19 protein-coding genes are annotated in these 23669 nt (G+C 73.4%); 10 read left to right on the top strand and 9 right to left on the bottom strand.

Annotation, left to right across the window (positions count from 1 at the left end):
- Positions 1-7 precede the first annotated feature (7 nt).
- The gene (locus AC07FT_RS21855; RefSeq protein WP_479177694.1) at positions 8-799 is read right to left on the bottom strand and encodes a metal-dependent hydrolase; all 792 of its coding nucleotides are present in this window, start codon (positions 797-799) and stop codon (positions 8-10) included.
- A 136-nt stretch (positions 800-935) separates the two neighbouring features.
- Between AC07FT_RS21855 and AC07FT_RS21850 the strand changes: the two genes are divergently transcribed.
- Complete coding sequence (locus AC07FT_RS21850) at positions 936-3455, top strand: DEAD/DEAH box helicase (protein ID WP_479177693.1); 2520 nt, start codon at positions 936-938, stop codon at positions 3453-3455.
- Between the two features lie 64 nt (positions 3456-3519).
- Complete coding sequence (locus AC07FT_RS21845) at positions 3520-4401, top strand: acyl-CoA thioesterase (RefSeq protein WP_479177692.1); 882 nt, start codon at positions 3520-3522, stop codon at positions 4399-4401.
- Between the two features lie 39 nt (positions 4402-4440).
- Here AC07FT_RS21845 and AC07FT_RS21840 read toward each other — a convergent pair whose 3' ends face one another.
- Complete coding sequence (locus AC07FT_RS21840; RefSeq protein ID WP_479177691.1) at positions 4441-5370, bottom strand: DUF6397 family protein; 930 nt, start codon at positions 5368-5370, stop codon at positions 4441-4443.
- Positions 5371-5539: 169 nt separating this feature from the next.
- Positions 5540-5944, bottom strand: a complete 405-nt coding sequence (locus AC07FT_RS21835) for a roadblock/LC7 domain-containing protein (RefSeq protein ID WP_254750116.1) — start codon at positions 5942-5944, stop codon at positions 5540-5542.
- Between the two features lie 118 nt (positions 5945-6062).
- Here AC07FT_RS21835 and AC07FT_RS21830 point away from each other — a divergent pair, with 118 nt between their 5' ends.
- On the top strand, positions 6063-6491 hold the full coding sequence (locus tag AC07FT_RS21830; protein WP_479177690.1) for a PPOX class F420-dependent oxidoreductase: 429 nt from the start codon (positions 6063-6065) through the stop codon (positions 6489-6491).
- Positions 6492-6611: 120 nt separating this feature from the next.
- Here the strand turns inward: AC07FT_RS21830 and AC07FT_RS21825 are convergent, their stop codons facing one another.
- Entirely contained in the window at positions 6612-7802 is a 1191-nt protein-coding gene (locus AC07FT_RS21825) for a zinc-dependent alcohol dehydrogenase (protein WP_479177689.1), read from the bottom strand.
- On the bottom strand, positions 7771-8289 hold the full coding sequence (locus tag AC07FT_RS21820) for a roadblock/LC7 domain-containing protein (RefSeq protein ID WP_479177688.1): 519 nt from the start codon (positions 8287-8289) through the stop codon (positions 7771-7773). The genes AC07FT_RS21825 and AC07FT_RS21820 overlap by 32 nt, the downstream gene beginning before the upstream one ends.
- A gap of 321 nt (positions 8290-8610) precedes the next feature.
- Between AC07FT_RS21820 and AC07FT_RS21815 the strand changes: the two genes are divergently transcribed.
- Positions 8611-9249 (top strand): class I SAM-dependent methyltransferase, encoded by a 639-nt coding sequence (locus tag AC07FT_RS21815; RefSeq protein WP_479177687.1) that lies wholly within the window; start codon positions 8611-8613, stop codon positions 9247-9249.
- Positions 9250-9313: 64 nt separating this feature from the next.
- On the opposite strand, the gene AC07FT_RS21810 is transcribed toward AC07FT_RS21815, so the two are convergent.
- Positions 9314-10081, bottom strand: coding sequence for an alpha/beta fold hydrolase (locus tag AC07FT_RS21810; protein WP_479177776.1), 768 nt, complete (start codon positions 10079-10081; stop codon positions 9314-9316).
- A gap of 107 nt (positions 10082-10188) precedes the next feature.
- Between AC07FT_RS21810 and AC07FT_RS21805 the strand changes: the two genes are divergently transcribed.
- Positions 10189-10725: a PadR family transcriptional regulator gene (locus AC07FT_RS21805; protein ID WP_479177686.1), complete on the top strand. Its 537-nt coding sequence runs from the start codon at positions 10189-10191 to the stop codon at positions 10723-10725.
- 97 nt (positions 10726-10822) lie between these two features.
- The gene (locus AC07FT_RS21800) at positions 10823-11617 is read left to right on the top strand and encodes a hypothetical protein (protein WP_471199887.1); all 795 of its coding nucleotides are present in this window, start codon (positions 10823-10825) and stop codon (positions 11615-11617) included.
- 96 nt (positions 11618-11713) lie between these two features.
- Here AC07FT_RS21800 and AC07FT_RS21795 read toward each other — a convergent pair whose 3' ends face one another.
- On the bottom strand, positions 11714-15325 hold the full coding sequence (locus tag AC07FT_RS21795) for a hypothetical protein (protein WP_479177685.1): 3612 nt from the start codon (positions 15323-15325) through the stop codon (positions 11714-11716).
- A 311-nt stretch (positions 15326-15636) separates the two neighbouring features.
- Here AC07FT_RS21795 and AC07FT_RS21790 point away from each other — a divergent pair, with 311 nt between their 5' ends.
- A complete protein-coding gene (locus tag AC07FT_RS21790; RefSeq protein ID WP_479177684.1) occupies positions 15637-15948 on the top strand; it encodes a hypothetical protein in 312 nt (103 codons plus the stop codon).
- 216 nt (positions 15949-16164) lie between these two features.
- Here the strand turns inward: AC07FT_RS21790 and AC07FT_RS21785 are convergent, their stop codons facing one another.
- The gene (locus AC07FT_RS21785; RefSeq protein WP_254750160.1) at positions 16165-16347 is read right to left on the bottom strand and encodes a hypothetical protein; all 183 of its coding nucleotides are present in this window, start codon (positions 16345-16347) and stop codon (positions 16165-16167) included.
- A 167-nt stretch (positions 16348-16514) separates the two neighbouring features.
- Between AC07FT_RS21785 and AC07FT_RS21780 the strand changes: the two genes are divergently transcribed.
- Together AC07FT_RS21780 and AC07FT_RS21775 are read left to right on the top strand one after the other, a co-directional pair.
- Positions 16515-19484: a DEAD/DEAH box helicase gene (locus AC07FT_RS21780; RefSeq protein ID WP_479177683.1), complete on the top strand. Its 2970-nt coding sequence runs from the start codon at positions 16515-16517 to the stop codon at positions 19482-19484.
- Entirely contained in the window at positions 19481-20809 is a 1329-nt protein-coding gene (locus AC07FT_RS21775) for an SWIM zinc finger family protein (protein ID WP_479177682.1), read from the top strand. Before AC07FT_RS21780 ends, AC07FT_RS21775 begins: the two co-directional genes overlap by 4 nt.
- A gap of 91 nt (positions 20810-20900) precedes the next feature.
- Here the strand turns inward: AC07FT_RS21775 and xylA are convergent, their stop codons facing one another.
- A complete protein-coding gene (xylA, locus tag AC07FT_RS21770) occupies positions 20901-22073 on the bottom strand; it encodes a xylose isomerase (RefSeq protein ID WP_479177681.1) in 1173 nt (390 codons plus the stop codon).
- A gap of 144 nt (positions 22074-22217) precedes the next feature.
- On the opposite strand from xylA, the gene xylB reads away from it, so the two are divergent.
- Positions 22218-23660 carry a xylulokinase gene (gene xylB, locus AC07FT_RS21765; RefSeq protein ID WP_479177775.1) on the top strand — a complete coding sequence of 481 codons (1443 nt, stop codon included), beginning with the start codon at positions 22218-22220 and terminating at the stop codon, positions 23658-23660.
- Positions 23661-23669: the final 9 nt, after the last annotated feature.

Genomic DNA, 23669 nt, shown 5'->3' with positions numbered 1-23669 from the left:
CAAGGGGTCAGATGATGCCGAGGGCGCCCAGGCCGCCCACTCCGCCGAGCACCATGAAGACCGGCATCAGCACCTTCAACTCCACCCAGCTGCCCGCCCGGAAGCGCATCGGCTTCGGCGGACCGATCGGGTACCAGCGCTTGCGGCCGATCGGAATGGGCCACAGGATCGGGCAGCCGGAGACGGTCAGGGCGTCGCCGATGTCGTGCACCAGAGCGCCGAGGACGATCGGGAGTCCCAGCCAGAGGTATTCCTGACCGGGCGCGGTGAAGAACCAGTCGGCACCGTTGCCCGGTTTGTTCAGGATGTCCGCGAGGATCCAGGCGCTCGTCGCGCCGAGCAGCCAGACCAGCACATCGCTGGACACCCGCGCCGCCCGCCACAGCAGCCCCTCGACGGCCAGCACCATATGGACGAAGAGGATCCCGAGGACGGCCCAGCGGCCGCCGACCGCGGCGAGCACCGAGGCACCGGCACCGATCAGGACGGCCCAGACCCAGGTGTGGGTGAGGGTGCGGTGCCCGCCGGTCCGGCGGGCGTCGCCGGGCTTCCTGGTCGCCTTGTAGACCGAGTACGAGATCTTGTCGATCACTTCGCACAGGCCCCGGGAGATCGGCCCGAAGGCCCGGGATATCGTCGCCGCCTTGTGGTCGAGGTCGGGGGCGAGCGCTGCTCCGGCGCAGATCAGCGCTCCGACGACCAGCACCGGCCAGGGCATCTCGTGGCCGGCCGCCGCGGCCGCCGCCCCCACCCCCAGCCAGGCCGCCGCTCCGGACAGCGAATGCGCCGGTCCCATCATGGTCGTACCCCGCCCCTGTTCATGCCCGCGCCCAGGCGGGAGTTGGTTGTCTCGGCCCGCCACACCCTAGCGGCGGACGATCTTCGTGCGCACGGCCGGTTCCCGTCCCGCGGGGGAAAGCAGGCAGTATAGGGACGTGACTCTTATCGATCAGCTGCCGAGCGACGCCGACCCCGACGCCCTTTTCGAGGCTTTCTCGTCCTGGGTCGAGGAGCGGGGCATCTCTCTCTACCCCGCCCAGGAGGAAGCGCTGATCGAGGTGGTGTCGGGTGCGAACGTCATCCTGTCCACCCCGACCGGTTCGGGGAAGAGCCTGGTGGCGGCGGGCGCCCACTTCGCGGCCCTCGCCCGTGACCAGGTCACCTTCTACACCGCGCCGATCAAGGCTCTGGTCTCGGAGAAGTTCTTCGAGCTGTGCAAGCTGTTCGGCACCGAGAACGTCGGCATGCTGACCGGTGACGCGTCGGTCAACGCGGACGCGCCGGTCATCTGCTGTACGGCCGAGGTGCTGGCGTCCATCGCCCTGCGGGACGGCAAGGACGCCGATATCGGCCAGGTGGTGATGGACGAGTTCCACTTCTATGCGGAGCCGGACCGGGGCTGGGCCTGGCAGATCCCGCTGCTGGAGCTGCCGCAGGCGCAGTTCATCCTGATGTCCGCGACGCTCGGCGATGTGAACCGGTTCGAGGAGGACCTGGTCCGACGCACCGGACGCCCCACCGCGGTGGTCCGGTCGGCGACGCGGCCGGTGCCGCTCAGCTACGAGTACCGCACGACACCGCTCACCGAGACGCTGACCGAACTGCTGGAGACCCGGCAGGCGCCGGTCTACATCGTGCACTTCACGCAGGCCGCCGCCGTGGAGCGGGCGCAGGCACTGATGAGCATCAATATGTGCACCCGCGAGGAGAAGGACGAGATCGCCTCGCTGATCGGCAACTTCCGGTTCACCACCAAGTTCGGCCGGAAGCTCTCCCGTTATGTCCGGCACGGGATCGGGGTGCATCACGCGGGGATGCTGCCCAAGTACCGGCGGCTGGTGGAGAAGCTGGCGCAGGCCGGACTGCTGAAGGTCATCTGCGGTACGGACACCCTCGGAGTGGGCGTCAACGTGCCGATCCGGACGGTGCTGTTCACCGCGCTGACGAAGTACGACGGGCAGCGGGTGCGGACACTGCGGGCACGGGAGTTCCACCAGATCGCGGGCCGTGCCGGACGGGCCGGTTTCGACACCGCGGGGTTCGTGGTGGCACAGGCGCCCGAGCATGTCGTGGAGAACGAGAAGGCGCTCGCGAAGGCCGGGGACGATCCGAAGAAGCGCCGCAAGGTGGTCCGCAAGAAGGCGCCGGAGGGCTTCGTCAACTGGGGGCAGAACACCTTCGAGAAGCTGATCGCCTCCGACCCCGAGCCGCTCACCTCGCGCTTCCGCGTCACCCACGCGATGCTGCTGTCGATCATCGCGCGCCCGGGCGACGCCTTCGCGGGCATGCGCCGGCTGCTGGAGGACAACCACGAGCCGCGCAAGAACCAGCTGCGGCACATCCGCCGGGCCATCGCCATCTACCGCTCCCTCCTGGACGGCGGTGTGGTCGAGCGGCTCGACGCACCGGATGCCGAGGGCCGTATCGTCCGGCTGACGGTGGATCTGCAGCAGGACTTCGCGCTCAACCAGCCGCTGTCCACCTTCGCGCTCGCCGCGTTCGAGCTGCTGGACCCCGAATCGCCGTCCTACGCACTGGACATGGTCTCGGTCGTGGAATCGACGCTCGACGACCCGCGGCAGATCCTGGCCGCCCAGCAGAACAAGGCGCGCGGCGAGGCGGTGTCCGCGATGAAGGCGGACGGGGTGGAGTACGAGGAGCGCATGGAGCGCCTCCAGGACGTCTCCTACCCCAAGCCGATGGAGGAGCTGCTGTCCCACGCCTACGGCCTCTACCGCAAGAGCCATCCGTGGGTCGGGGACCATCCGCTGTCGCCCAAGTCGGTGATCCGCGACATGTACGAACGGGCGATGACCTTCACCGAGTTCACCTCGTTCTACGACCTCGCCCGGACCGAGGGCATCGTGCTGCGCTACCTGGCCAGCGCCTACAAGGCGCTGGACCACACGGTGCCCGACGATCTGAAGTCGGACGACTTCGAGGACATCATCGCCTGGCTCGGTGAGATGGTGCGTCAGGTCGACTCCAGCCTCCTCGACGAGTGGGAGCAGCTGGCCAATCCGGAGGAGGAGTCCGCGGAAGAGGCGCAGGAGCGCGCCGACCAGGTCCGCCCGGTCACCGCGAACGCCCGTGCCTTCCGGGTCCTGGTGCGCAATGCCCTGTTCCGCCGGGTGGAGCTGGCCGCACTCGACCATGTCGGCGAACTCGGCGAGATGGACGCCGAGGCCGGCTGGGACGAGGACGCCTGGGCGGAGGCGATGGACAAGTACTGGGAGGAGTACGAGGACCTGGGCACCGGACCGCAGGCCCGCGGGCCGAAGCTGCTGCGGATCGAGGAGCACCCCGAGGACGGGCTGTGGCGGGTGCGGCAGACCTTCGACGACCCCAAGGGCGACCACGACTGGGGTATCTCGGCGGAGGTCGATCTGACCGCCTCCGACGAGGAGGGCCGCGCCGTGGTCCGGATCACCGACGTGGGTCCGCTGTCGGGGTAGCCTCCTGAGCCCCGTCCCCGCCGCGAGCCGCCTCGCGGGCACCCACAGCGAAGGAACGCCGCTGATGACCAATCCCGCCGAACGCCTGGTGGATCTGCTCGATCTGGAGCGGATCGAGGAGAACATCTTCCGCGGTCCGAGCCCCGACGAGTCGCTCCAGCGGGTCTTCGGCGGCCAGGTGGCCGGGCAGGCGCTGGTGGCAGCCGGGCGGACCACCGACGGACAGCGCCCGGTGCACTCGCTGCACGCGTACTTCCTGCGGCCGGGGCGGCCGGGCGTGCCCATCGTGTACCAGGTGGAGCGCGTCCGGGACGGACGCTCCTTCACCACGCGCCGGGTCGTCGCCGTCCAGCAGGGTCGGACGATCTTCAATCTGACGGCCTCCTTCCACCTTCCGGAGCCGGGCATCGAGCAGCAGCTGCCGATGCCGGAGGTACCCGAGCCGGAGAGCCTGCCGAAACTCCCCGACGAGATCCGCGCCCATCTGGGGACCCTCCCCGAGGCGCTCGCGCGGATGGAGCGCCGTCAGCCCTTCGACATCCGCTACGTGGAGCGGCTGCGCTGGACGGACGACGAGCTCAAGGGCGCGGAGCCGCGCAGCGCCGTCTGGATGCGGGCGGTCGGACCGCTCGGGGACGATCCGCTGGTGCACACCTGTGCGCTCACCTACGCGAGCGACATGATGCTGCTGGACGCGGTGCGGGTGCCGGTCGAGCCGCTGTGGGGCCGCCGGGGCTTCGACATGGCATCGCTGGACCACGCCATGTGGTTCCACCGGCCGTTCCGCACCGATGAATGGTTCCTCTACGACCAGGAGTCTCCCGTGGCCACCGGCGGCCGCGGGCTGGCGCGCGGCCGGATCTACAACCGTCAGGGACAGCTGCTGGTCTCGGTGGTGCAAGAGGGGCTCTTCCGGCCGCTGACTCCCCCCGCGGAGAAGGGCTGACGCCGACGGCACGGATCGTGCGAGGCTCCCGGCCCTGGTTCAGCACCTGCCGAACAGCCTGCGCCACAGCCCCCGCGGCCGGTCCGCGGAGCGGTGGCGGCCGGCGCTTCGCGGGGTCTCCTCCGGACACGGTACGGAGCGATCCGCGCGGGCGACCCGTAAGGCCTCGGTGAGCGCTGCCCGGTAGCGCCGGATCTCCCGTGGGTCATCCGCCGTCACCGTCCTGTCGATGACTTCGCGCAGCGGTCCGCCGTCGGGCCGGATCCGGATCAGGGCCGGGCGCAGCTCCCGCAGCCGACCCCGCTCATGGGGGTCGTCGACGACGGAGGCCAGGTCGTCCGGGCCCAGGGCCGCGGCGAGAACCGCGGCGCGGGCCCAGGGCTCCTCGGTCCGGGCGAGCAGCTGCTCGATCCGGCGGCCGCGCCAGGTCTCGGCGCGCCGGTCCTCCCCCGCGGCCAGCGCCGCGCTCAGCCCCGGCGGGGTGCGGCCGGACAGCAACTCCGGCTGGCGCGCGGCCAACTCGGTGAGGTCGACGGCGCGATAGAGCCATACCACGGCCCGATAGCGGTTCACATAGAAGCGGACCGGGGCGAAGAAGCCGCCGCGGGCGAGCCGGGTGAGCCGCCCCGGGCTGATGCCCAGCAGCTCTGCCCCGTCCGCCGTGCCGACCACCCGCAGCCGGGCGGCCAGCGTCTCCGGAAAGCCCTCGGCGGTGGTCAGTCGCGTCAGCTCGGCTTGCTCCATCCGCGGGCCCGCCACGGTCCTGACGGTGCGCACCTCGCCCAGTTGCACGGCGAGCTCGAACTCCCGCACCCTGAGCCCCAGGGCGCGGGCCGCCGCGCCGAACGCGAGCCCCTCACCGTCTCCGCACGAACCCGAGTCCTCGGCCGAGCCGGGCTCCGGCCCTGCCGGCCCCGGCCCCAGCGGACCCTGGCGCTCCTTCAGCTCCGGGTACATCTGCACGGTCATGGCGATGTCCTCCCCCGCGACGCATCAATCACTGACAGTGACGACGATAGCCGCGTGACACGACGCCGTGTCAGGCCTGTGGATAACTCCCACGGAGCGCAGGTCGGAGAGGAGTGAGCACCGCCGAAGAGCCCGCTGCCCGGCGTGGTCCGGCCGGGCCCGGCTCGGATCAGCGGGGCGCGCCGCTCTCCTGTCTCACCTCGACGCCGAGATGCTCCCCCACCCGGTTGACGAGCAGCGTCATCTCATAGGCGACCTGGCCCACATCGGCCTCCGGCCCGGTGAGCACGCACAGGCAGCTGCCGTCACCGGCCGCCGTGACGAAGAGGACGCCCTCGTCGAACTCGACCATCGTCTGCCGCACCCGTCCGGTCTTGAAGTGCAGACCGGAGCCCTTGGCGAGACTGTGCAGCCCGGAGGCGACAGCCGCCAGATGCTCGGCGTCCTGGCGCTCGAGCGTGGAACTCGCCGCCGTCACCAGCCCGTCGTTCGACAGCACCAGCGCGTGCTGTATCTCCGCGATGCGCTCGGTCAGGTCGTCCAGTAACCAGTCGAGGCCCTTGTGGAGTGCCATGTCGTTTTCCTCCCCGATTTCCCAGAGCTGCGTGCCAGCCTTTCTCACTGCCGCCGTCTGGGCAACCCGCCCTGTCCGTCATCACGGGGATGTGGGCTGTTTGACGCAGGATGGAGACATGGCACAGAAAATGACCAAGGATCAGTGGCAGAAGTTCGTCTCCGAGGGCACCCGCACCGGGAAACTTTCGACCGTACGGGCCGACGGAAGCCCGCACATCGCACCCGTCTGGTTCCTGCTCGACGGCGACGATCTCGTCTTCAACACGGGCCAGGGCACGGTCAAGGGACGCAATCTGGCCCGGGACGGCCGGGTCGGTCTCTGCGTGGACGACGACCGGCCGCCGTTCTCGTTCGTCACCGTACAAGGCCGCGCCGAGCTCATCGACGACCTCGCGCAGGTCCGCGAGTGGGCGACCCGGATCGCCGCGCGGTACATGGGCGAGGACCGCGCCGAGGAGTTCGGGGCGCGCAACGGTGTGCCGGGCGAGTTGCTGGTCAGGGTGCGCGTCGAGAAGGTCATCGGCATGGCCGACCTCGCCGACTAGTCAGCGACTGACGACATTCGACCGAAATCCTTCGCTTCGTGGCGGACTGTTGCCCACTCAGCGCCAGAGGGAGCCAAGGACAGCCCGGGGCCGCCAAAGCCCCGGACTGCAGGACAGGGCCTAGGGGCGCATCAGGACCTTGATCGCCCCGTCCTCCTTGTGCTGGAACAGCTCGTAGGCGCGGGGAGCCTCGTCCAGGGGCATGCGGTGCGTGGCGAACCCGTCGACGTCCAGCGGGTCCTCGTCCGTCAGCAGCGGCAGGATGTGGTCGACCCAGCGCCGCACGTTCGCCTGGCCCATCCGCAGCTGGATCTGCTTGTCGAACATCGTCATCAGCGGCAGCAGATCGGCGTTCCCGCCGTACACCCCGCTGAGGGAGATGGTGCCGCCGCGCCGTACCAGCGCGACGCCGAGGCGCAGCGCCGCCAGCCGGTCGACCCCGGCCTTCGCCGTGAGCCGGGCGGCCCAGTCCCGCGGGAGGAACCCCACGGCCCGCTGGGCCGTCCGGCCGAGCGGACTGCCGTGGGCCTCGGTGCCCACCGCGTCGATGACCGCGTCCGGTCCACGGCCGTCGGTGAGGGACACGATCGCCTCGACGAGGTCCTCCTGACGGCTGAAGTCATGGAGGTCGAACACCTCCACGCCGTCGGCCCGCGACCGCCGCAGCCGCTCGGGCACCAGGTCCACCCCGATGACCCGCCCGGCCCCCTGCACGGTCGCGATCCGGCAGGCCATCCCGCCGATGGGGCCGAGGCCGAGGACCGCCACCGTGCCGTCCTGCGGGACGGCCGCGTACTCCACCGCCTGCCACGCCGTGGGGAGGACGTCGGAGAGGTACAGGAAGCGGTCGTCCGGCGGGCCCTCCGGCACCTTGATCGGTCCGTACTGCGCCTGGGGCACCCGCAGATACTCCGCCTGGCCGCCCGGTACCGAGCCGTAGAGCTTGCTGTAGCCGAAGATCTCCGCTCCCATGCCCTGCTCGACGACCTGGGTGGTCTCACACTGCGACGGCAGACCGGAATGGCACATCCAGCAGTTGCCGCAGGCGATCTGGAAGGGCACCACGACGCGGTCACCGGGGCTGAGGTTCGTCACCTCGGGACCGGTCTCCTCCACGATGCCCATGGGTTCGTGGCCGAGGATGTCGCCCGGGGTCATGAAGGGCGTCAGCACTTCGTAGAGGTGGAGGTCGGACCCGCAGAGCCCGGTCGTGGTGATCCGGACGATCGCGTCCGTGGGCTCCTTGATGATCGGGTCGGGGACCGTCTCCACGCTCACCTCACGCCGGCCCTGCCACGTCACCGCTCGCATCGCCGTGTCCCTTCGCCGTGGTCTTCGGCAGACCCGGCCGAGTACCCCGCAAAGGACGTCCGAAGCGGCGCCGGGGCCGCGATCCGCGCCCACCGGCCGGTCGGGCCATCATCCGCTCCGCGAGCCGGGCGGTCACGGCGGCGACGGCGGCCGGGCCGGCTCCGGCCGTGCCCAGAACGGCCAGACACCCGCCGTCGCCGAGTGCCGCGACGCCGAGGCGGCCCGCTTCCGTCTCGATCACGGTCGGCCGGGTCCGGCCGCCACGGGCCCGGCGCCCCGCGCTCCTGGCGAGACCGTGGAAGCCGGAGGCCAGGACGGCCAGCTGCTCCGCCTCCGGGCGGGAGAGTCCCCGGGACGCGCTCACCGTGCTCCCGTCACCGGAGAGGATCACGGCATGGCGTACGGCGCAGCCCTGTCGTCTCAGCTCGTCCAGGATCCGGTCGAGGTCGATCAGGGAGCGGGCATCGGCGCCATGGTGCTTGGTCATCAGCGGTCTCCCTCGGTCGGCGCCCACCGCATCGGGCAGCGCTCCGGCTGTGCCCCGGGCCACGTGTCCCCCTTGGGCCAGGGACGCTAGACCCGGTCAGGGCGCACTACGGGGTCCACTTACGGAAGCTGCCGGAGATTGACAGGGACAGATGCCATAGCGATCGATCTATGCCCACATGTGTATGTAGATGAAGGTTCAGCCCCGGCACCACATCACGGGGAGTGATGACTCCCGGAGTGATCCGTCATGGGTGATCCGTCATGGGTGATCCGCCGGATACGGTCATGCTCACGGTGATCCGCGAGAGCGAGGAGCGTCATGCCCGAGGACGAGCACCAGCAGCACCGTCACGGCCCCGGCACGGGCGGCGCGGCCGAGGTGCGCGCGTTCTTCACACCCCGGGCCGCCGACTGGGACAGCCGATTCCCCGATGACGGACCCGCCTACGCGGCCGCCGTCGCCGAGCTCGGACTGCGCGCCGGGGACGCGGTGCTCGACGCGGGCTGCGGCACCGGCCGGGCGCTGCCCGCCCTGCGCGCCGCCGTCGGCCCGCGGGGCACCGTCCTGGGGGTCGATCTCACCCCCGCCATGCTGGCGGCGGCCGTGCGCGAGGCGAGGGACGAGGCTGCCACGCTCGTCCTCGGCGATGTCACCCGGCTGCCCCTGCGCGACGGCTGTCTCGACGCGGTGTTCGCGGCCGGGCTGATCTCACACCTCGGCGAACCCGGCCCCGGGCTGCGCGCCCTGGCGCGGGTGGTCCGCCCCGGTGGCCGTCTCGCCCTGTTCCACCCCATCGGCCGGGCCGCGCTGGCTGCCCGGCACGGCCGTCGGCTGACCCCCGACGACCTGCGGGCGGAGCCCAATCTGCGGCCGCTGCTGGCCCGCTCCGGCTGGCGTCTGGAGTCGTACACCGATGAGGACACCCGTTTCCTGGCCCTGTCGACGCGTCAGGACTGAGACGTCGTCGGGGCTGAACGCCCCCGGACCCGGGCCGCGGACCGGGTCCAGGTCCGCGGCCGCCTCACCGCCGCGCGGCGAGCGCCTCGATGAAGCCGGGAGCGTTGTCGAACATGACGTTGTGCCCGGCACCGGGCACGGTCCGCACCTCCACTCCGGCCGCCGTCAGCTCATCGCACGCGTCCGGCGCGTCCCCGAGCTCACCGGCCAGACAGGTGCGCGGCAGGTCCAGGCCCAGGAGCATCCGGCGCACGGTCGGCCGGGTACCGCGGACCAGTCCGACCGCGCTGCGGTGCAGCGCGGTCGGATCCGCGAGCCGCATGGTCGCCCGCCACACCGGGCCCACCCGCTCGAGCGTCTCCGCGAAACCGCCGCCGCGCACGAACTCCTCCTCCGTATACGAGGCGATCCGGCTGCTGCCCGCCGTCCGGGGCGGATCCGGGTCGAGGTTCGCCTCGGTGAGCACCAGACGGGACACCAGGCCGGGGTGGCGCGCCGCGAGTACGACGGCGACCGCCCCGCCCATGCTGTGGCCGACCAGTTCCGCGCCCCGCACCCCTGCCGCGTCGAGTGCCGAGGCGAGCGCGGTGGCGTGATCGTCCAGGGTGTAGCCGAAGTCCGCCGGGCGGTCGCTGATCCCGTGGCCGGGCAGGTCGACGAAGAGCGACCGGCGTCCGGCGAGAGCCGGGGCGGCGGCGATATGCGCGTGATAGACGGCCGAGGACGCGCCGAGCCCGTGGACGTAGACCCGGGGCGCGCCGCCGTCCCCGTCCCCCGGTGTCCCGGTCCACCGGATGTGCGCCCCTGCCGGACCGAACGGCGCGTGCCACATGGTCATCCCCTCCCGTACGCCCCACCTACGACGATCAACGCAGACAATACATCGGTCTCGATGTATTGCGATAACGATGTACAGCGGTGATGGGGAAAAATGCGAGCATGCTCGAACTCGCCATCCTGGGATTTCTCCATGACGCCCCACTGCACGGCTATGAGCTGCGCAAACGCATCGCCGCACTGACCGGGCACATCAAGCCCGTAGCCGAGAGCACGCTGTATCCGGCGATCAAACGGCTGGAGAGGGCCGGGCTGCTGGCCCGCGAAGCACGGCCGGGCGCGGGCGCGGCGCCCCGGCATGTCCTCACGCTCACCGACCAGGGACGTGCCGAGCTGCGGCGCCGTCTCATGGATCCGGCGGAGGCCGACATCACCGATGAGAACCGCTGGTTCACGCTGCTCGCGTTCCTCGGGCACCTGGCGGATCCGGCGGCGCAGGCGGCGGTGCTGGAGCGGCGGCTCGCCTTCCTGAACCGCCCGTCCAGCTTCTTCTACGAGGACGGCCGGCCGTTGCGCGCCGAGGAGATCGCGGACCCGTTCCGGCGCGGGATCCTCACCATCGCCCGGGCCACCAGCCGGGCCGAACTGTCCTGGCTTCGGAGCACGCTGGGGGCGCTGCGCGCCGCTTCGGACGACTGACCTGGTCGCAGCCATCTCGACGCCGTGGCTACCGGCTGGTTAGGGTGCGCCGACGACGGATCGCGCATCGGATCCGGGACCGCAAGAGGAGGCTGCCGTGCCCGCCACGGAGGAGTCAGGCGACGACGCGCTGTACGTGCTGACCGCGGTGCTGCTGACACCCGCTCAATTCCCGAGCGTGCTCGGCGACGACTACCCCGAGGCATGCGCCGCCCTCGGCCTCACGCCCTACACGGCCGGATACGGGCTGGTGCTGGGCCAGGACGGCCACGGCGCGCGCTGGACCGTGGTCACCGACGACGTCTCGCTCGTGGCCATCGCCATCGCCACGTGGGACTGCGGTATGGAGTACGACCTGTCCCTCAACGACCGCGCCGTGGTCGCCTCCCTGCCCGGCTGGCCGCTCGCGGTGGCCGTGGCGGCCCCCGGGGTTCCCGCACCGCACGACCCCGAGCCCGATCCCGCGCTCGGGGACCCCGTCCGTCCGCCGCTCACGCCCCCGGACGCCGAGCGGTGGGGTCCTGCGCAGCGACGGCTCGGCGCGGACGAGATCGCCCTCCAGTGGGCGATCTGGCGCGAACAGGTGGACAGCGACGTCACCTTCGTCGCCCCCGGCGAGAAGCCCCACGGAGGGGTGCGACGGGTACTCGACGAGGTGCGCGGCTATCTGGACACGCCCCCGCCGCTCGGCCGGGTGCGCTCCGCTTTCGCCGCCGGTGACGCCCGGACCCTCCGGGCCGACGGTCCGGGCTGGAGCATGGTCGCGCGCACCGACGACATCGCGTTCGTACTGCTCGACGACGAACCGGGTGAGGTGCTTCCGGTGGGCCGCGGCCCCGAACTCCCGGGACTGCTGACAGCGCTGGACGAACTGGCCGTACGCCCCCAGTGAGTGCCGTACGCCCCCGGTCAGGCCCGGGGGCGCGCAGCGGGCACACCGTGGTCCGTCCCGGAGTGCCCCGGTCCGGGGCGCTCCGGGACGGACGGGTCACCGGCGGGCCCGGGCGTCGATGAGCAGGGCCTGTTCGGCCGTGTCCGGGTCGTCGTACCGGCGCAGCGCCTCGAGTTCGGCCCGCCACACCTCCGCCCAGCCACTGTGCGGTCCGATCACGCTCACCAGCATGAGGGCGGTGAGTCCGGCCGCGGCGCCGCCGCGCTCGCGCAGCGCGCGGACGACTCCGAGGGTCGCCTCCCGCACCACGGCGTCTTCGTGGCTCAGATAGGCCTCACGGCCCGTCAGCCGGTCGGGACGTTCCTCGACCAGCGCCAGATAGCGTTCCCAGCGCGCGAACGCACCGTCGCCGCGGCGCAGGGCGGCGGAGGCCGCGATGTACGCGGCTCCGGTCGCCTCGCGCCGCAGCCCCGCGGCGAGCAGCCCGTCCACCACGGTGTCCGCCGCGGCGATATCAGTTCCCCACCACCGGCCGAGCCGCTCGAGGACGGCGGACGCGCAACCGGTGAGACGCCGGAGCGCTTCGGCGCGCCGGTCTTCTCCGGGCGGAGCCCCGCCCCCGCCGTCACCGGTGCGGGCGCGATCGAGGAGCGTGTCGACGACGCGGCGCAAGGCGACGGCCGCGGCCTGGGAGCGGACCGCGGCGAGCCCCGCCGCGGCGGCCCGCCAGACCCTCGCGGGACGACCGGGGTCGAGGACCGCGTCGGCGAGCGCCGCCTCCGCCTCGCCGGATGTCCCCATCGCCGTCCATCCGGGAAGCGCTTCGCAGGCGGCCTCGGCGGTCGCGTCCTCCGCGTCGCGGGCGAGCGCGGCGAGCCAGGACGCGTACGCGGCGTGGTCCCGCACCACGGCCCTTCCCGAGTGCGCGAGGACGGTCACGTCGCGGACGGCGGGCTCGTGTGCCCGGCTCGTCAGCCGGTCGGCGACACCGGGTTCGCCGATACGGACGAGCAGGCCGCGGGCGAGGACGGCCCGGACGTCGTGGTGCTGCCCGGGTTCGTCCCAGGAGGCGAGCAGGGCGGCGAACGCGGTCTCACCGGGCAGTTCCGCGAGTGCGCGGGCGGCCTCCTTGCGACTGCCGACCGGCGCGTCCGTCGCACGGGCGACGGGCTCGAGGGCGGCGACGGCCGCGCGGTCGGGCACGGAGGCCAGCACCTGGCGCATCGCACCCATGGCGGCCCGGCCGCGGGCGCCACCGGCGCCCGCGTGGTGGAGCAATAGGGACAGGACGGGACCGGGGAAGCCGTCGGTCTCCGGAGGACGCGCACCGGTACCGGCGGTCATGCGCCGGTCGCCGGCGTAGGGCCAGTGCTCATCCGGAGCGCACCCGGCCGGGGCGGCGCCCTCCTCCGGGGTGCAGTGGCCCCATGCCATGAGGGCGGCGGACGCGACGGGGAGCGGGGCACGGTCCACGAGCTCCCGCAACAGGCCGCCGTCGCGCAGCAGGCCCGCAGCGTCCGCCCGTTCGCGCAGGTCCACCTCCTCATCGGCGGCCACCGCGGCGAGATGCGCGGTCAGCAGGCGGCGGGTGCCGGGCAGCCACCGTCCGGTCACCGGCCACGGCAGCCTCGGCACCCATCCGCGCACACCGCGCGGGGCGAGGCGTCCGGTCAGACCGTGCGGGGCGGCGCGCAGAACGTCCTCGAGCAGATCGGTGCGGCGGGTGGCGAGGGTGTGCAGCACCCGCTCCACCAGGACGAAGGACGGATCGTCGGTCACCAGCCGCGCACAGCGCTCCTCCCGGGTGGCAAGGTCCGCCGTCCACACCGCGGCGGCACGGCCCGCGAGGGCCGGGTCCTCGTCCTCCAGGGCGGTACGGCCCATCAGGGCGTCGAGGGCGGGCAGTCCGGCCAGATGCGCGACGAGGAGTTCGGCGAGCGGAACGAGCCGGGAGACGGAGGTGTGGCGCGCCCCGCCGCGGGCCTCTCCGCCCGCCTCTCCGTGCGTCGTCGCACTGGAGCCCGGTTCCCGGAAGCCGTCCGGGACGGTGACGGCGGCCCAGACGGCCGCGGCCGCGCGGCGGCCGAGCCGCAATGGCGCGACCGGGCCGGTTCGCCGTGGATCGGCGAGGACCCGGCACAGCAGCTCCGCCGTGTACGCGGCCCGTTCGGTGTCACCGCGCGCGGCCGCGCTCTCCGCGGTCCGGCGCAGCCAGCGTTCGGCGGCGGCGAGGGTGTCGGCCCGGGAGTCCCGGGAGTGGACGGTGGCCAGCGTCGCCTCGCGCAGGGCGGTCAGCGGTACGGCGGCCAGCAGCCGGGGCGCGGCCACCGCCACGTGTTTCAGGACGGCACGGCGCACCACCTCCTGGTCGTGCCAGGCCCGTTCACAGGCGGCCACCGCCCGTGCGAACTCCTCGGGCGCGCCGTTCAGTTCGGCGCAGGCGAGCAGGGCGCACCAGGCGTGCTCGCGTTCGTGGTGGCGGTGGCTCTCCACCGCTCGGAGCAGTACGGGTTCGGCCTCGGCGAACGGCATCACGACCGCGAGCTGATTGCGTGTCTCGGGTGAGGGGTGGTCCCGGTCGAACGCCTCGCGTACGAGATCGGCGCGGTCCGCCGGATCGAGTGCCGCGAGCGCGTCGTACCCCGTCCGCCTGCCGGGGCCGCGCGCGGGCATCCCGCGCTCGACGACGCGCCGCCGCTCGGCGGGCGGTAGCAGGGCGAGCAGTGGATCGGGGCGTACGTCGAACCGCCAGGGGTCGGACCTGCGCGCCGCGGCCACGCTCTCCTCGGCCAGCGCGGCGCGTTCCCCGGGGGTGAGGGCGCGGAGGGCGCGCAGCGCCGAGCGCGACAGCGGTCGTGCACCGGTGCTCAGCCGGGGACGGTTCGCCCAGCGGCCCCTGCCGTTCCCGATCCGCGGGACGCCGCCGCCCGGTTCCTCGCCTGCGGCCGTCCGATCGAGGATCGCGAGGACCTCGCGCGGTGCGCGCAGCAGGGACACCACGGCCCGCTCGCCGAGGAGCGCCGGGGCGCGGGCGAACAGGTCGAGTCCCGCCCCGATGTCGCGTTCGGCGATGGCGGTGGCGAGCAGTTCGTAGCGGGTGGCGAGGCGCCGCCGTCCATGGGGGTCCTGTGCCGCGCAGTCGGCGGCGAGCCGGGCGGCGACGGCGGCCGGAGCGGTCCGCGCGAGGGTGCGCAGGACACCGGGGGGCGGGTCGAGGCGGGGCAGCCAGTCGGCGACCGTCGCGGGTGTGCAGGCGGGCAGCAGCCGCGCGGCGTCGTCAGGGCCGTGGGTGGCGTGCACCTGCGGCAGCAACCGGTCGGCGAGCGCGCGACGGCGTCCCACGCGCAGCACACGGTAGGTCTCGTGCCGTACGGCGCGGATATCGCTCAGGGCGAGTGCGGACAGGGGTTCATCGGGCACCGGGAGCCGGATCGCGGCGGACAGGGCGCGGCGGCGCAGCACGGGGTCCGTGAGGGCGGCGGCGACGGCGTCCAGATCGCGGCGGACGGTGGCCAGGAAGAGCGCGGTGTGCCGGTCACCGGCCTCCGTGGAGGCGTCGAGGGCGTCGCGCAGAGCGGTGTAGGCGTCCGGTGAGAGGCTGCGGGCGTACGCCGCGAGCGCGCTCATCCGGGCGGGGAAGGGCAACGGGTCGAAGTGGGCCCGGAGCCGGGCGGGAGTGGGCGACTGAGGTGTTCCGTATGAGGCCATGGCGATCACCGAGAGATCGCGAGGCCGTCCTTTCCATGCGTCATGTCGGCCATCGTGGACGGCAAGAGGGCCCTCGCGCAAGGGATTTGTTCGGCGGCCCGAGGGGGCATGATTAGGCGGCCCGACGGGGCGTGAGGGGCGGACCACCACGGCCGGCGAAGGGGCGGAGGTGACGGGCGGGATTCCGATGCCGCCTGTCGATCACGCCACCTCCGGAGCCGATCGCGGAGTCCCCGCGGCCATCACGACGGCGGACGGGAGACCGCCACTGTTCCGTGGAGCGTCAGCGGACCTCCGTGGGAGGGTGCGGTATGCCCGAACACCTTCGGTTCTTCTTCGAGGCCGGTGTCCCTGACACCCCGCTGTGGCCCCTCGCCATGGACAGCCCCTACGGCTTTCCCACGGATCTGGACCGTCTGCCGATCACCGAGGGCACACGAACCGAACTGGGCCGGCTGTGCGCGTGGTACCAGTCGTCGCTCGACTGGGACTATCCGCCGGATCCGTCCCCCTGGTCCGACGAGGAGTGGCAGGCGTTCCGGGAACGCGCGCACGCCGCGCCGGCGGCACTGCGCAGTGAACTGGGCGATGGCTGGACGGTCGCGGACGAGAGCCGACTGTGATCGCCGGCGCCCGGGAGGGGTGCATCCCCCGCCCGTGACCCGGCCGGTACGGCGAGGCGGGTGCGCGCTGTCGTACCGGCCGCGGCCATCCCTCTCCCCCGGCTGGCCGGGTCCCGCATGGGGCTCCGGGCGGCTCGCGACCGGTGCTGCACGGTCACTCCCAGGTGCGTGCCGCCGCGGATCCCGGGCCCGGCCAGCGGTCCTGAGCGGCCGGGGTCAGCGGCCGAGCTCCTTGCGGGAGACCCGGCGCAGCCTGCGGCGCTGCGAGGGGTCCAGCAGCAGATAGGCCGCCGCGGGCACGCCGACGAGCACCAGCAGCGCCGCCCAGAAGGGCAGCAGCCACATCAGGATCACACCTACCGCCACACCTCCGACGGCGACCTTCGCGCGCGTGGACATCTCACCCGCCTCCTCATCACGGCCCCGGCCGAGTTCCTCACGGCCCTGAGCCGCGTTCACCCTTCACAACGCACACCGGCGGCCTCCGGTTCCTCATTCCTCCCGCGCGTCCTGTACCCTCGACCGCCCCACGCCCAGTAGTCAAATTTGAGGAGCAAATCAGCGCTGTGACACCACCCCGCGCGGCGACGTCCTCCGAGATCGCCGAACTCTGCCGCTCCACCACGGTCTTCCTGCCCGCCGACCCGGCACGCACCGGACGGGTCGCGTTCTGGTCCCCGGACGGCCCGCCCCCGTCCGGGCCCGGCTCCGTCGAGGAACTGACCGTCGTCGCCCCCGTGGTCCCGGACGGCCCCCGGGCCGACGGTGACCGGGACGTCCACGCCACCGACGACCGGGACGTCCGCCCCGACGGTGTCCGCACGCGTACCGTCCCCGCGCTCGTCCTCCCCCTGAGCACCGCGCTGCCGGTGCTCACTCGCGCCCGCGCGCGGGCGGCCGCGCGCACCGGGGACGGCACCGATCCCACGGCGGCCTTCTGGGGTGCCGCCGCCGTGCTCGCCCTCCAACTCGCCGCGCGTGGGCGGCTGCTGCCCGGTCTCACCGCCGCCGATCACGACGCCTGGCGTGTCGGCCCGCTGACACCCGAGGACCTGGAGCGGCTCAGGGAGCTGGCCGCCGCCATGCCACCCGCGGCGCACGCCCTGCCGCTGCCCGGCACCGACCCGGTGCTGCTGCCCGAACCGGAACGGCATCTGCGCGCCTTTCTCGACGCGGTGGCGGACGGGCTGCCGCGTTCCCCCGCGGCGGCCCTGGCCGCGGGCGGCCCCGCGTTCGCCGCCGCACCGCCCGTACGGCTGCCCGAACAGCGCGCCTGGGCGGCGGACGTGGCCGCCGGACACGACGCCGGGGTGCGGCTGTCGCTGCGCATCGAGGTGCTGCGCGGCGACCTCCTGCCCGCTGACGACGACGCCCACGCCGCCGGACCGGACTTCCGCGCCGTCCTCCAGCTGCACAGCCTCACCGACCCGGCCCTCGTGGCGGACGCCGCCGACATCTGGGCGGGTACCTCCCCGGTCGGCACGGCGCTGGGACCACGCGCCCGGATGGACGCGCTGCTCACCCTGCGGCGCGCGGCCCGCGCCTGGCCGCCGCTCGCACCCCTGCTCTCGGCCGCCGTACCCGACGCGATCGACCTCGCCGACGAGGAGGTCACCGAGCTGCTCGGCCCGGCGGCGGAGGCACTGGAGGCCACCGGGGTGCAGGTGCACTGGCCCAGGGAGCTGGTCCGCGGCCTGACCGCCCGCGCCGTCATCGGCCCGGAGGAGGACGGCGTCGGCGATGACGGCTTCGGCCCCCGGATGCCCTCCTTCCTCTCCGCCGACGCGCTGCTCCGCTTCAGCTGGCGGTTCGCCATCGGCGACCAGGACCTCACCCGTGCGGAGCTCGACCGGCTCGCGGAGGCGAGTCGTCCGGTAGTGCGGCTGCGCGACCAGTGGGTCGTCCTGGACCCGGAGTCGGCGCGCCGCGCCCAGGACCGCACGGATCGCAAACTCACCCCCGTGGACGCGCTCGACGCCGTCCTCACCGGCCGTACCGAGGCGGACGGCACGGCCGTGGACGTCGAGCCCACCGGCTGGCTCGCGGCGCTGCGCGACCGGCTGGCCGACCCGGAGGGGACCGCCCACCCCGAACAGCCGCCGGTCACCCAGCCCACCGCCCTCGCCGCCACCCTGCGCGACTACCAGCTGCGCGGTCTGGACTGGCTGGTCCGGATGACCTCGCTGGGCCTCGGCGGCTGTCTCGCGGACGACATGGGGCTCGGCAAGACCATCACGGTGATCGCGCTCCATCTGCACCGGCAGGACGTTCCGGAGGCCGCCGGGCCCACCCTGGTGGTCTGTCCCACCTCCCTGATGGGCAACTGGCGGCGTGAGATCGAGCGGTTCGCCCCGGGCACCCCGGTACGCCGGTACCACGGCAGCCACCGCAGCCTGGACGACCTCGCCGCGGGTGAGTTCGTCCTGACCACCTACGGGACGATGCGGCTCGACGCCGAGCGCCTGGCCGGGGCGGGGCCCTGGGGCATGGTGGTCGCGGACGAGGCCCAGCACGTCAAGAACCCGTTCTCGGCGACCGCCGGACAACTGCGCGTCATCGGGGCGAAGGCCCGCGTCGCACTCTCCGGAACGCCCATCGAGAACAACCTCTCGGAGCTGTGGGCGATCCTGGACTGGACCACCCCCGGGGTGCTGGGCACCCACGGCGCGTTCCGCAGGCGCTACGCCCAGCCGGTCGAGGGCGGCGACCCGGCGGCCGCCGCGCGGCTGGCGAAGCTGGTCCGGCCGTTCCTGCTGCGGCGCCGCAAGGCCGATCCGGGTATCGCCCCCGAACTGCCGCCGAAGACCGAGACCGACCGCGCGGTCGCCCTCACCACCGAACAGGCCGGGCTCTACGAGGCGGTGGTGCGTGAGACCCTCGCCGAGATCTCCGGCGCCCAGGGACTCCTCCGGCGCGGACTGATCGTCAAGCTGCTCACCGGTCTGAAGCAGATCTGCAACCACCCCGCCCAGTACCTGAAGGAGGAGCGCCCCGTCCTCCCCGGCCGCTCCGGCAAGCTGGAGCTGCTGGACGAACTCCTGGACACCATCCTCGCCGAGGACGCGAGCGTGCTGGTGTTCACGCAGTACGTCCAGATGGCCCGCATCCTCGAAACGCACCTGGCCGCGCGCGGGGTGCCGACCCAGCTGCTGCACGGGGGCACCCCGGTGGCGCGGCGCGAGGAGATGGTGCGGCGCTTCCAGGACGGTGGGGTACCGGTGTTCCTGCTGTCCCTGAAGGCCGCGGGCACCGGGCTGAACCTCACCCGGGCCGAGCACGTCGTGCACTACGACCGCTGGTGGAACCCGGCCGTCGAGGCACAGGCCACCGACCGCGCGTACCGGATCGGGCAGACCCAGCCGGTACAGGTCCACCGGATCGTCGCGGAGGGCACGGTGGAGGACCGGATCGCGGCGCTGCTGGAACGCAAGCGGGAACTGGCGGACGCGGTGCTCGGCGGCGGCGACGGCGCGCTGACCGAACTGACCGACGCCGAACTGGCGGAGCTCGTGGAGCTGAGGGGGACCGAGCGATGAGCCGAGAGCACGGTACGTGTGGCACGACGGGTGGGTCCGCCGCCGCGCGCCCGGAGCGCGTCTTCGACGCGCTGCCGCCCGTGGGCGGCCGTGGATTCGCCCGGACCTGGTGGGGCCAGGCGTGGCTGAAGGCCCTGGAGGACACGGCGCTCGACGGCAAGCAGCTCAAGAGCGGCCGCAAGCGGGCACGCGAGGGCGCGGTCGGCGCGGTGAGCGTCCGGCCGGGCCGGATCACCGCGGTGGTGCGGGACCGTGACCGTACGCCCCACCGCTCGGACGTGCTGGTCCAGGAGTTGGGCGAGGACTCCTGGGACCGGCTGCTGGAGGTGGTGGCGGACCGCTCGGGCCACATCGCCGCGCTGCTGGACCGCGATATGCCCCCGCAGCTCGTGGAGGACGCGGCCGCCGCGGGGGTCGATCTGCTGCCGGGGATCGGCGATCTGGAACCGGAGTGCGCGTGCGAGGCGTGGGACCACTGTGAGCACACCGCCGCGCTCTGCTACCAGCTGGCGCGACTGCTGGACGAGGACCCGTTCGTGCTGCTGCTGATGCGCGGCCGCGGGGAGCGGGAGCTGCTGGACGAACTCCAGGTGCGCAGTGTGGCGCGGGCCGCCCGGCGCGCTCCGGCCGAGGACGAGGACACGGGGCCGGGCGCGGTGCCCGTTCCAGCGGGCGTACCGGCCGGGGAGGCGTTCGCCGTGCCCGGTCCGGTGCCGCTGCCCCCGCCGCCGTCGCCCGTGGACGCGCCGGGGCGGCCCCCGGCACTGGTCGGCGGTGCGGAACCGGCGCCGGGGCTCGATGTGGCCGCGCTGGAGTTCCTCGCCGCGGACGCGGCGGTCCGCGCCCGGCGGCAGTTGGCCGAGGCGCTGTCACCCGGCCACGCGGTGGCCCCGGCCGCCCCGGAGGCGCTCACGGTGTGGCAGGACACGGTGCGGCTGACGGCGGCCGGACCCCCGGACGGGGTCGCGGCACGGCTCACCGCGGGCTGCGGGCGCGACCGCACCGAACTGGCGCTCGCGGTCCGGGCGTGGGGGCACGGCGGTCCCGCCGCACTCGCCGTGCTGGAGGAGGAGTGGACCCCGGACGCGGAGGCGCTGACCCGTGCCCGCGCCCGTCTGACCGCCGCCTGGGAGGACGGCGAGCGTGCGCCGCGGTGGCGGACGGCGGGCAACCGGTGGACGGTGGTGGGCTCCGACGCCCAGCTGCGCCTGGGACGCGACGGCCGCTGGTGGCCGTACCACAGGGAACGGGGCCGCTGGTGGCCCGCCGGTCCGCCCGCTGACGACCCGGCGGCCGCCCTGGCATCCCTGGACCCGTCGGACTGAGCCGGGGTGTCCGGACGCTGTGGGGCGGCCCCGGGAGGGAGCCGCCCCACAGCGCTCGGCACGGCCCGCTGCCCGGGCCGCGTGCCGTTCCTCAGCTCCGTGCCCCCAGCAGATGGTCCATGGCGAGCTGGTCGAGGTGTTCGAAGGCCATACCGCGTACGGCGGCGGCCTCGACGTCGAAGTCCTCGAAGGCGGAGCGGTCCGCCAGCAGCGCGGCCGGAGTCTCCCCCTCGCCCAGGGTGGGCCGGGCGAGCTCGTCCAGGCGTGAGACGCGCAGCGCCTCACGGACCTCCGGATCGGCGCGGAAGGCCGCGGCCCGCTCCTTGAGGATGAGGTAGTTGCACATACAGCCGGCGGCGGAGGCCCAGACGCCCTCGGCGTCCTCGGTGCGCGGGGGTTTGAAGTCGAAGTGGCGCGGCCCCTGGTATCCGGCCGTCTCCAGGAGGTCGACGAGCCAGAAGGCGGCCCGCAGATCGCCCGCGCCGAAGCGCAGGTCCTGGTCGTACTTGATACCGGACTGACCGTTGAGGTCGATGTGGAAGAGCTTGTCCGCCCACAGCGCCTGGGCGATGCCGTGCGGGAAGTTCAGCCCGGCCATCTGCTCATGGCCGACCTCGGGGTTCACCCCGAACAGCCCGGGCCGTTCCAGCCGCTCGATGAAGGCGAGCGCGTGGCCGACGGTCGGCAGCAGGATGTCTCCGCGCGGCTCGTTCGGCTTGGGCTCGATGGCGAAGCGCAGATCGTAGCCCTGCTCGGTGACGTATGCGCCGAGCAGGTCGAACGCCTCCTTCATCCGGTCCAGCGCGGCCCGTACGTCCTTGGCGGCGCCGGACTCCGCGCCCTCGCGGCCGCCCCAGGCCACATAGGTGGTGGCGCCCAGTTCGACGGCGAGGTCGATGTTGCGGAGGGTCTTGCGCAGGGCGTAGCGGCGTACGTCCCGGTCGTTGGCGGTGAAGGCGCCGTCCTTGAAGACCGGATGGGTGAACAGGTTGGTGGTGGCCATGGGCACGGTCATCCCGGTGGCCTCCAGGGCCTGGCGGAACCGCTTGACACGGGCGTCGCGCTCGGCCTCCGGGGCACCGTGCGGGATCAGGTCGTCGTCGTGGAACGTGACGCCCCAGGCGCCGAGTTCGGCGAGACGGGTCACGCTCTCCACGGGGTCGAGCGCCGGGCGGGTGGCCTCGCCGAACGGGTCCCGGCCCTGCCAGCCGACGGTCCACAGGCCGAAGCTGAACCGGTCCTCGGGGGTGGGGGTGTAGCGCATCGCGGCTCCCTCGCCTATTTCGTCATGGCGATTTACAAATTAGTATGCGCAAGCATTCCGGGGAAGCCCCGGCCATCCGCAGCACCGGCGGCACACCCGCACACCTGGGACGCAGAGGGAGAGCCCGAGATGGCAGCAGCAGCCGTGCCCGTACCGGAAGGACCGCTGGTCATCGGTGTGGACAGCTCCACCCAGTCGACCAAGGCGCTGGTCGTGGACTCCGCGACGGGGCGGGTCGTGGCACGCGGTCAGGCCCCGCACACCGTCACCGGCGGCGGTGACGGCACCGGCAAGGAGTCCGTGCCGGAGCAGTGGTGGGAGGCGCTGACCGACGCGCTGCGCCAGTGCGGGGCCTCCGCCCACGAGGCGGCCGCGGTCTCCATCGGCGGCCAGCAGCACGGTCTGGTCACCCTGGACGCCTCCGGCCGCTCGGTCCGGCCCGCCCTGCTCTGGAACGACGTGCGCTCGGCACCACAGCGTGACCGGCTGGTCGCGGAGCTGGGCGGCCCGGAGGCATGCGCGGAACGGATCGGCAGTGTGCCCGCGCCCGCCTTCACCGTCACCAAATGGGCCTGGCTCAGCGAGAACGAACCGGAGGCGGCGCGTGCCACCGCGGCCGTACGCCTCCCCCACGACTATCTGACCGAGCGGCTGACCGGCCAGGGCACCACCGACCGCGGGGACGTGTCGGGCACCGGCTGGTGGGCGTCGGCGACCGAGGCGTACGACGAGGAGATCCTGGAGCGGGTGGGGCTGTCCCCGGACGCGCTGCCCCGGGTGCTGCGCCACGGCGAGGCCGCCGGGACCGTACGGGACCTGCCGGACCTCCCGCTGCCCGGCGGCGCCCTGGTGGCCACCGGTACCGGCGACAACATGGCGGCCGCCCTCGGGCTCGGACTGCGCCCCGGTCAGCCGGTGCTCAGCCTGGGGACCTCCGGCACCGTGTACGCGGTCTCGGCACGGCGGCCCACCGACGCCACCGGCGTGGTCGCGGGGTTCGCCGATGCCCGGGACGCCTGGCTGCCGCTCGCCTGCACCCTCAACTGCACGCTGGCGGTGGACCGGATCGCCGCGCTGCTCGGCCGGGACCGGGAGGCGGTGGAGCCCGGCGGGTCCGCCGTACTGCTGCCCTTCCTGGACGGCGAGCGCACTCCGCATCTGCCGGACGCCTCCGGACTGCTGCACGGGCTGCGCCATGACACCACACCCGGCCAGGTGCTCCAGGCCGCCTATGACGGCGCGGTGTTCGCCCTCCTCACCGCCTTGGACCGGGTGCTGGACGGGGACGGCTCGTCCGACGCGCCCCTGCTGCTGATCGGCGGCGGCGCCAAGGGGACGGCCTGGCGGGAGACGGTGCGCCGGCTGAGCGGCCGTCCCGTCCAGGTGCCGCGCGCCCAGGAGTTGGTCGCCCTCGGCACGGCGGCCCAGGCGGCCGGACTGCTGCTGGGCGAGGACCCGGCGGCGGTGGCCCGGCGCTGGGCGACGGCCCAGGGGGCGTCCTACGATGCGGTGCCACGCGACGACGCGACGCTGGAGCGTCTCGCGGGGGTGCTGTCCGACGCCGACGGTCTGCTCCACCGGACCTGACGCCCCCGA

The sequence above is a fragment of the Streptomyces sp. NPDC045899 genome (assembly GCF_056431485.1).
The sequence above is the reverse complement of the archived record's forward strand: the minus strand, read 5'-3'. Positions and strand labels throughout refer to the sequence as shown.

Coding starts and splice junctions, on each gene's coding strand:
- AC07FT_RS21825 (WP_479177689.1), bottom strand. CDS start 7,802: ATGCGAGCGGTGACGTGGCAGGGCCGGCGTGAGGTGAGCGTGGAGACG.
- AC07FT_RS21795 (WP_479177685.1), bottom strand. CDS start 15,325: ATGGCCTCATACGGAACACCTCAGTCGCCCACTCCCGCCCGGCTCCGG.
- AC07FT_RS21835 (WP_254750116.1), bottom strand. CDS start 5,944: ATGGCACTCCACAAGGGCCTCGACTGGTTACTGGACGACCTGACCGAG.
- AC07FT_RS21810 (WP_479177776.1), bottom strand. CDS start 10,081: ATGTGGCACGCGCCGTTCGGTCCGGCAGGGGCGCACATCCGGTGGACC.
- AC07FT_RS21815 (WP_479177687.1), top strand. CDS start 8,611: ATGCCCGAGGACGAGCACCAGCAGCACCGTCACGGCCCCGGCACGGGC.
- AC07FT_RS21830 (WP_479177690.1), top strand. CDS start 6,063: ATGGCACAGAAAATGACCAAGGATCAGTGGCAGAAGTTCGTCTCCGAG.
- AC07FT_RS21840 (WP_479177691.1), bottom strand. CDS start 5,370: ATGACCGTGCAGATGTACCCGGAGCTGAAGGAGCGCCAGGGTCCGCTG.
- AC07FT_RS21775 (WP_479177682.1), top strand. CDS start 19,481: ATGAGCCGAGAGCACGGTACGTGTGGCACGACGGGTGGGTCCGCCGCC.
- AC07FT_RS21805 (WP_479177686.1), top strand. CDS start 10,189: ATGCTCGAACTCGCCATCCTGGGATTTCTCCATGACGCCCCACTGCAC.
- AC07FT_RS21845 (WP_479177692.1), top strand. CDS start 3,520: ATGACCAATCCCGCCGAACGCCTGGTGGATCTGCTCGATCTGGAGCGG.
- AC07FT_RS21855 (WP_479177694.1), bottom strand. CDS start 799: ATGATGGGACCGGCGCATTCGCTGTCCGGAGCGGCGGCCTGGCTGGGG.
- AC07FT_RS21790 (WP_479177684.1), top strand. CDS start 15,637: ATGCCCGAACACCTTCGGTTCTTCTTCGAGGCCGGTGTCCCTGACACC.
- AC07FT_RS21785 (WP_254750160.1), bottom strand. CDS start 16,347: ATGTCCACGCGCGCGAAGGTCGCCGTCGGAGGTGTGGCGGTAGGTGTG.
- xylA (WP_479177681.1), bottom strand. CDS start 22,073: ATGCGCTACACCCCCACCCCCGAGGACCGGTTCAGCTTCGGCCTGTGG.
- AC07FT_RS21820 (WP_479177688.1), bottom strand. CDS start 8,289: ATGACCAAGCACCATGGCGCCGATGCCCGCTCCCTGATCGACCTCGAC.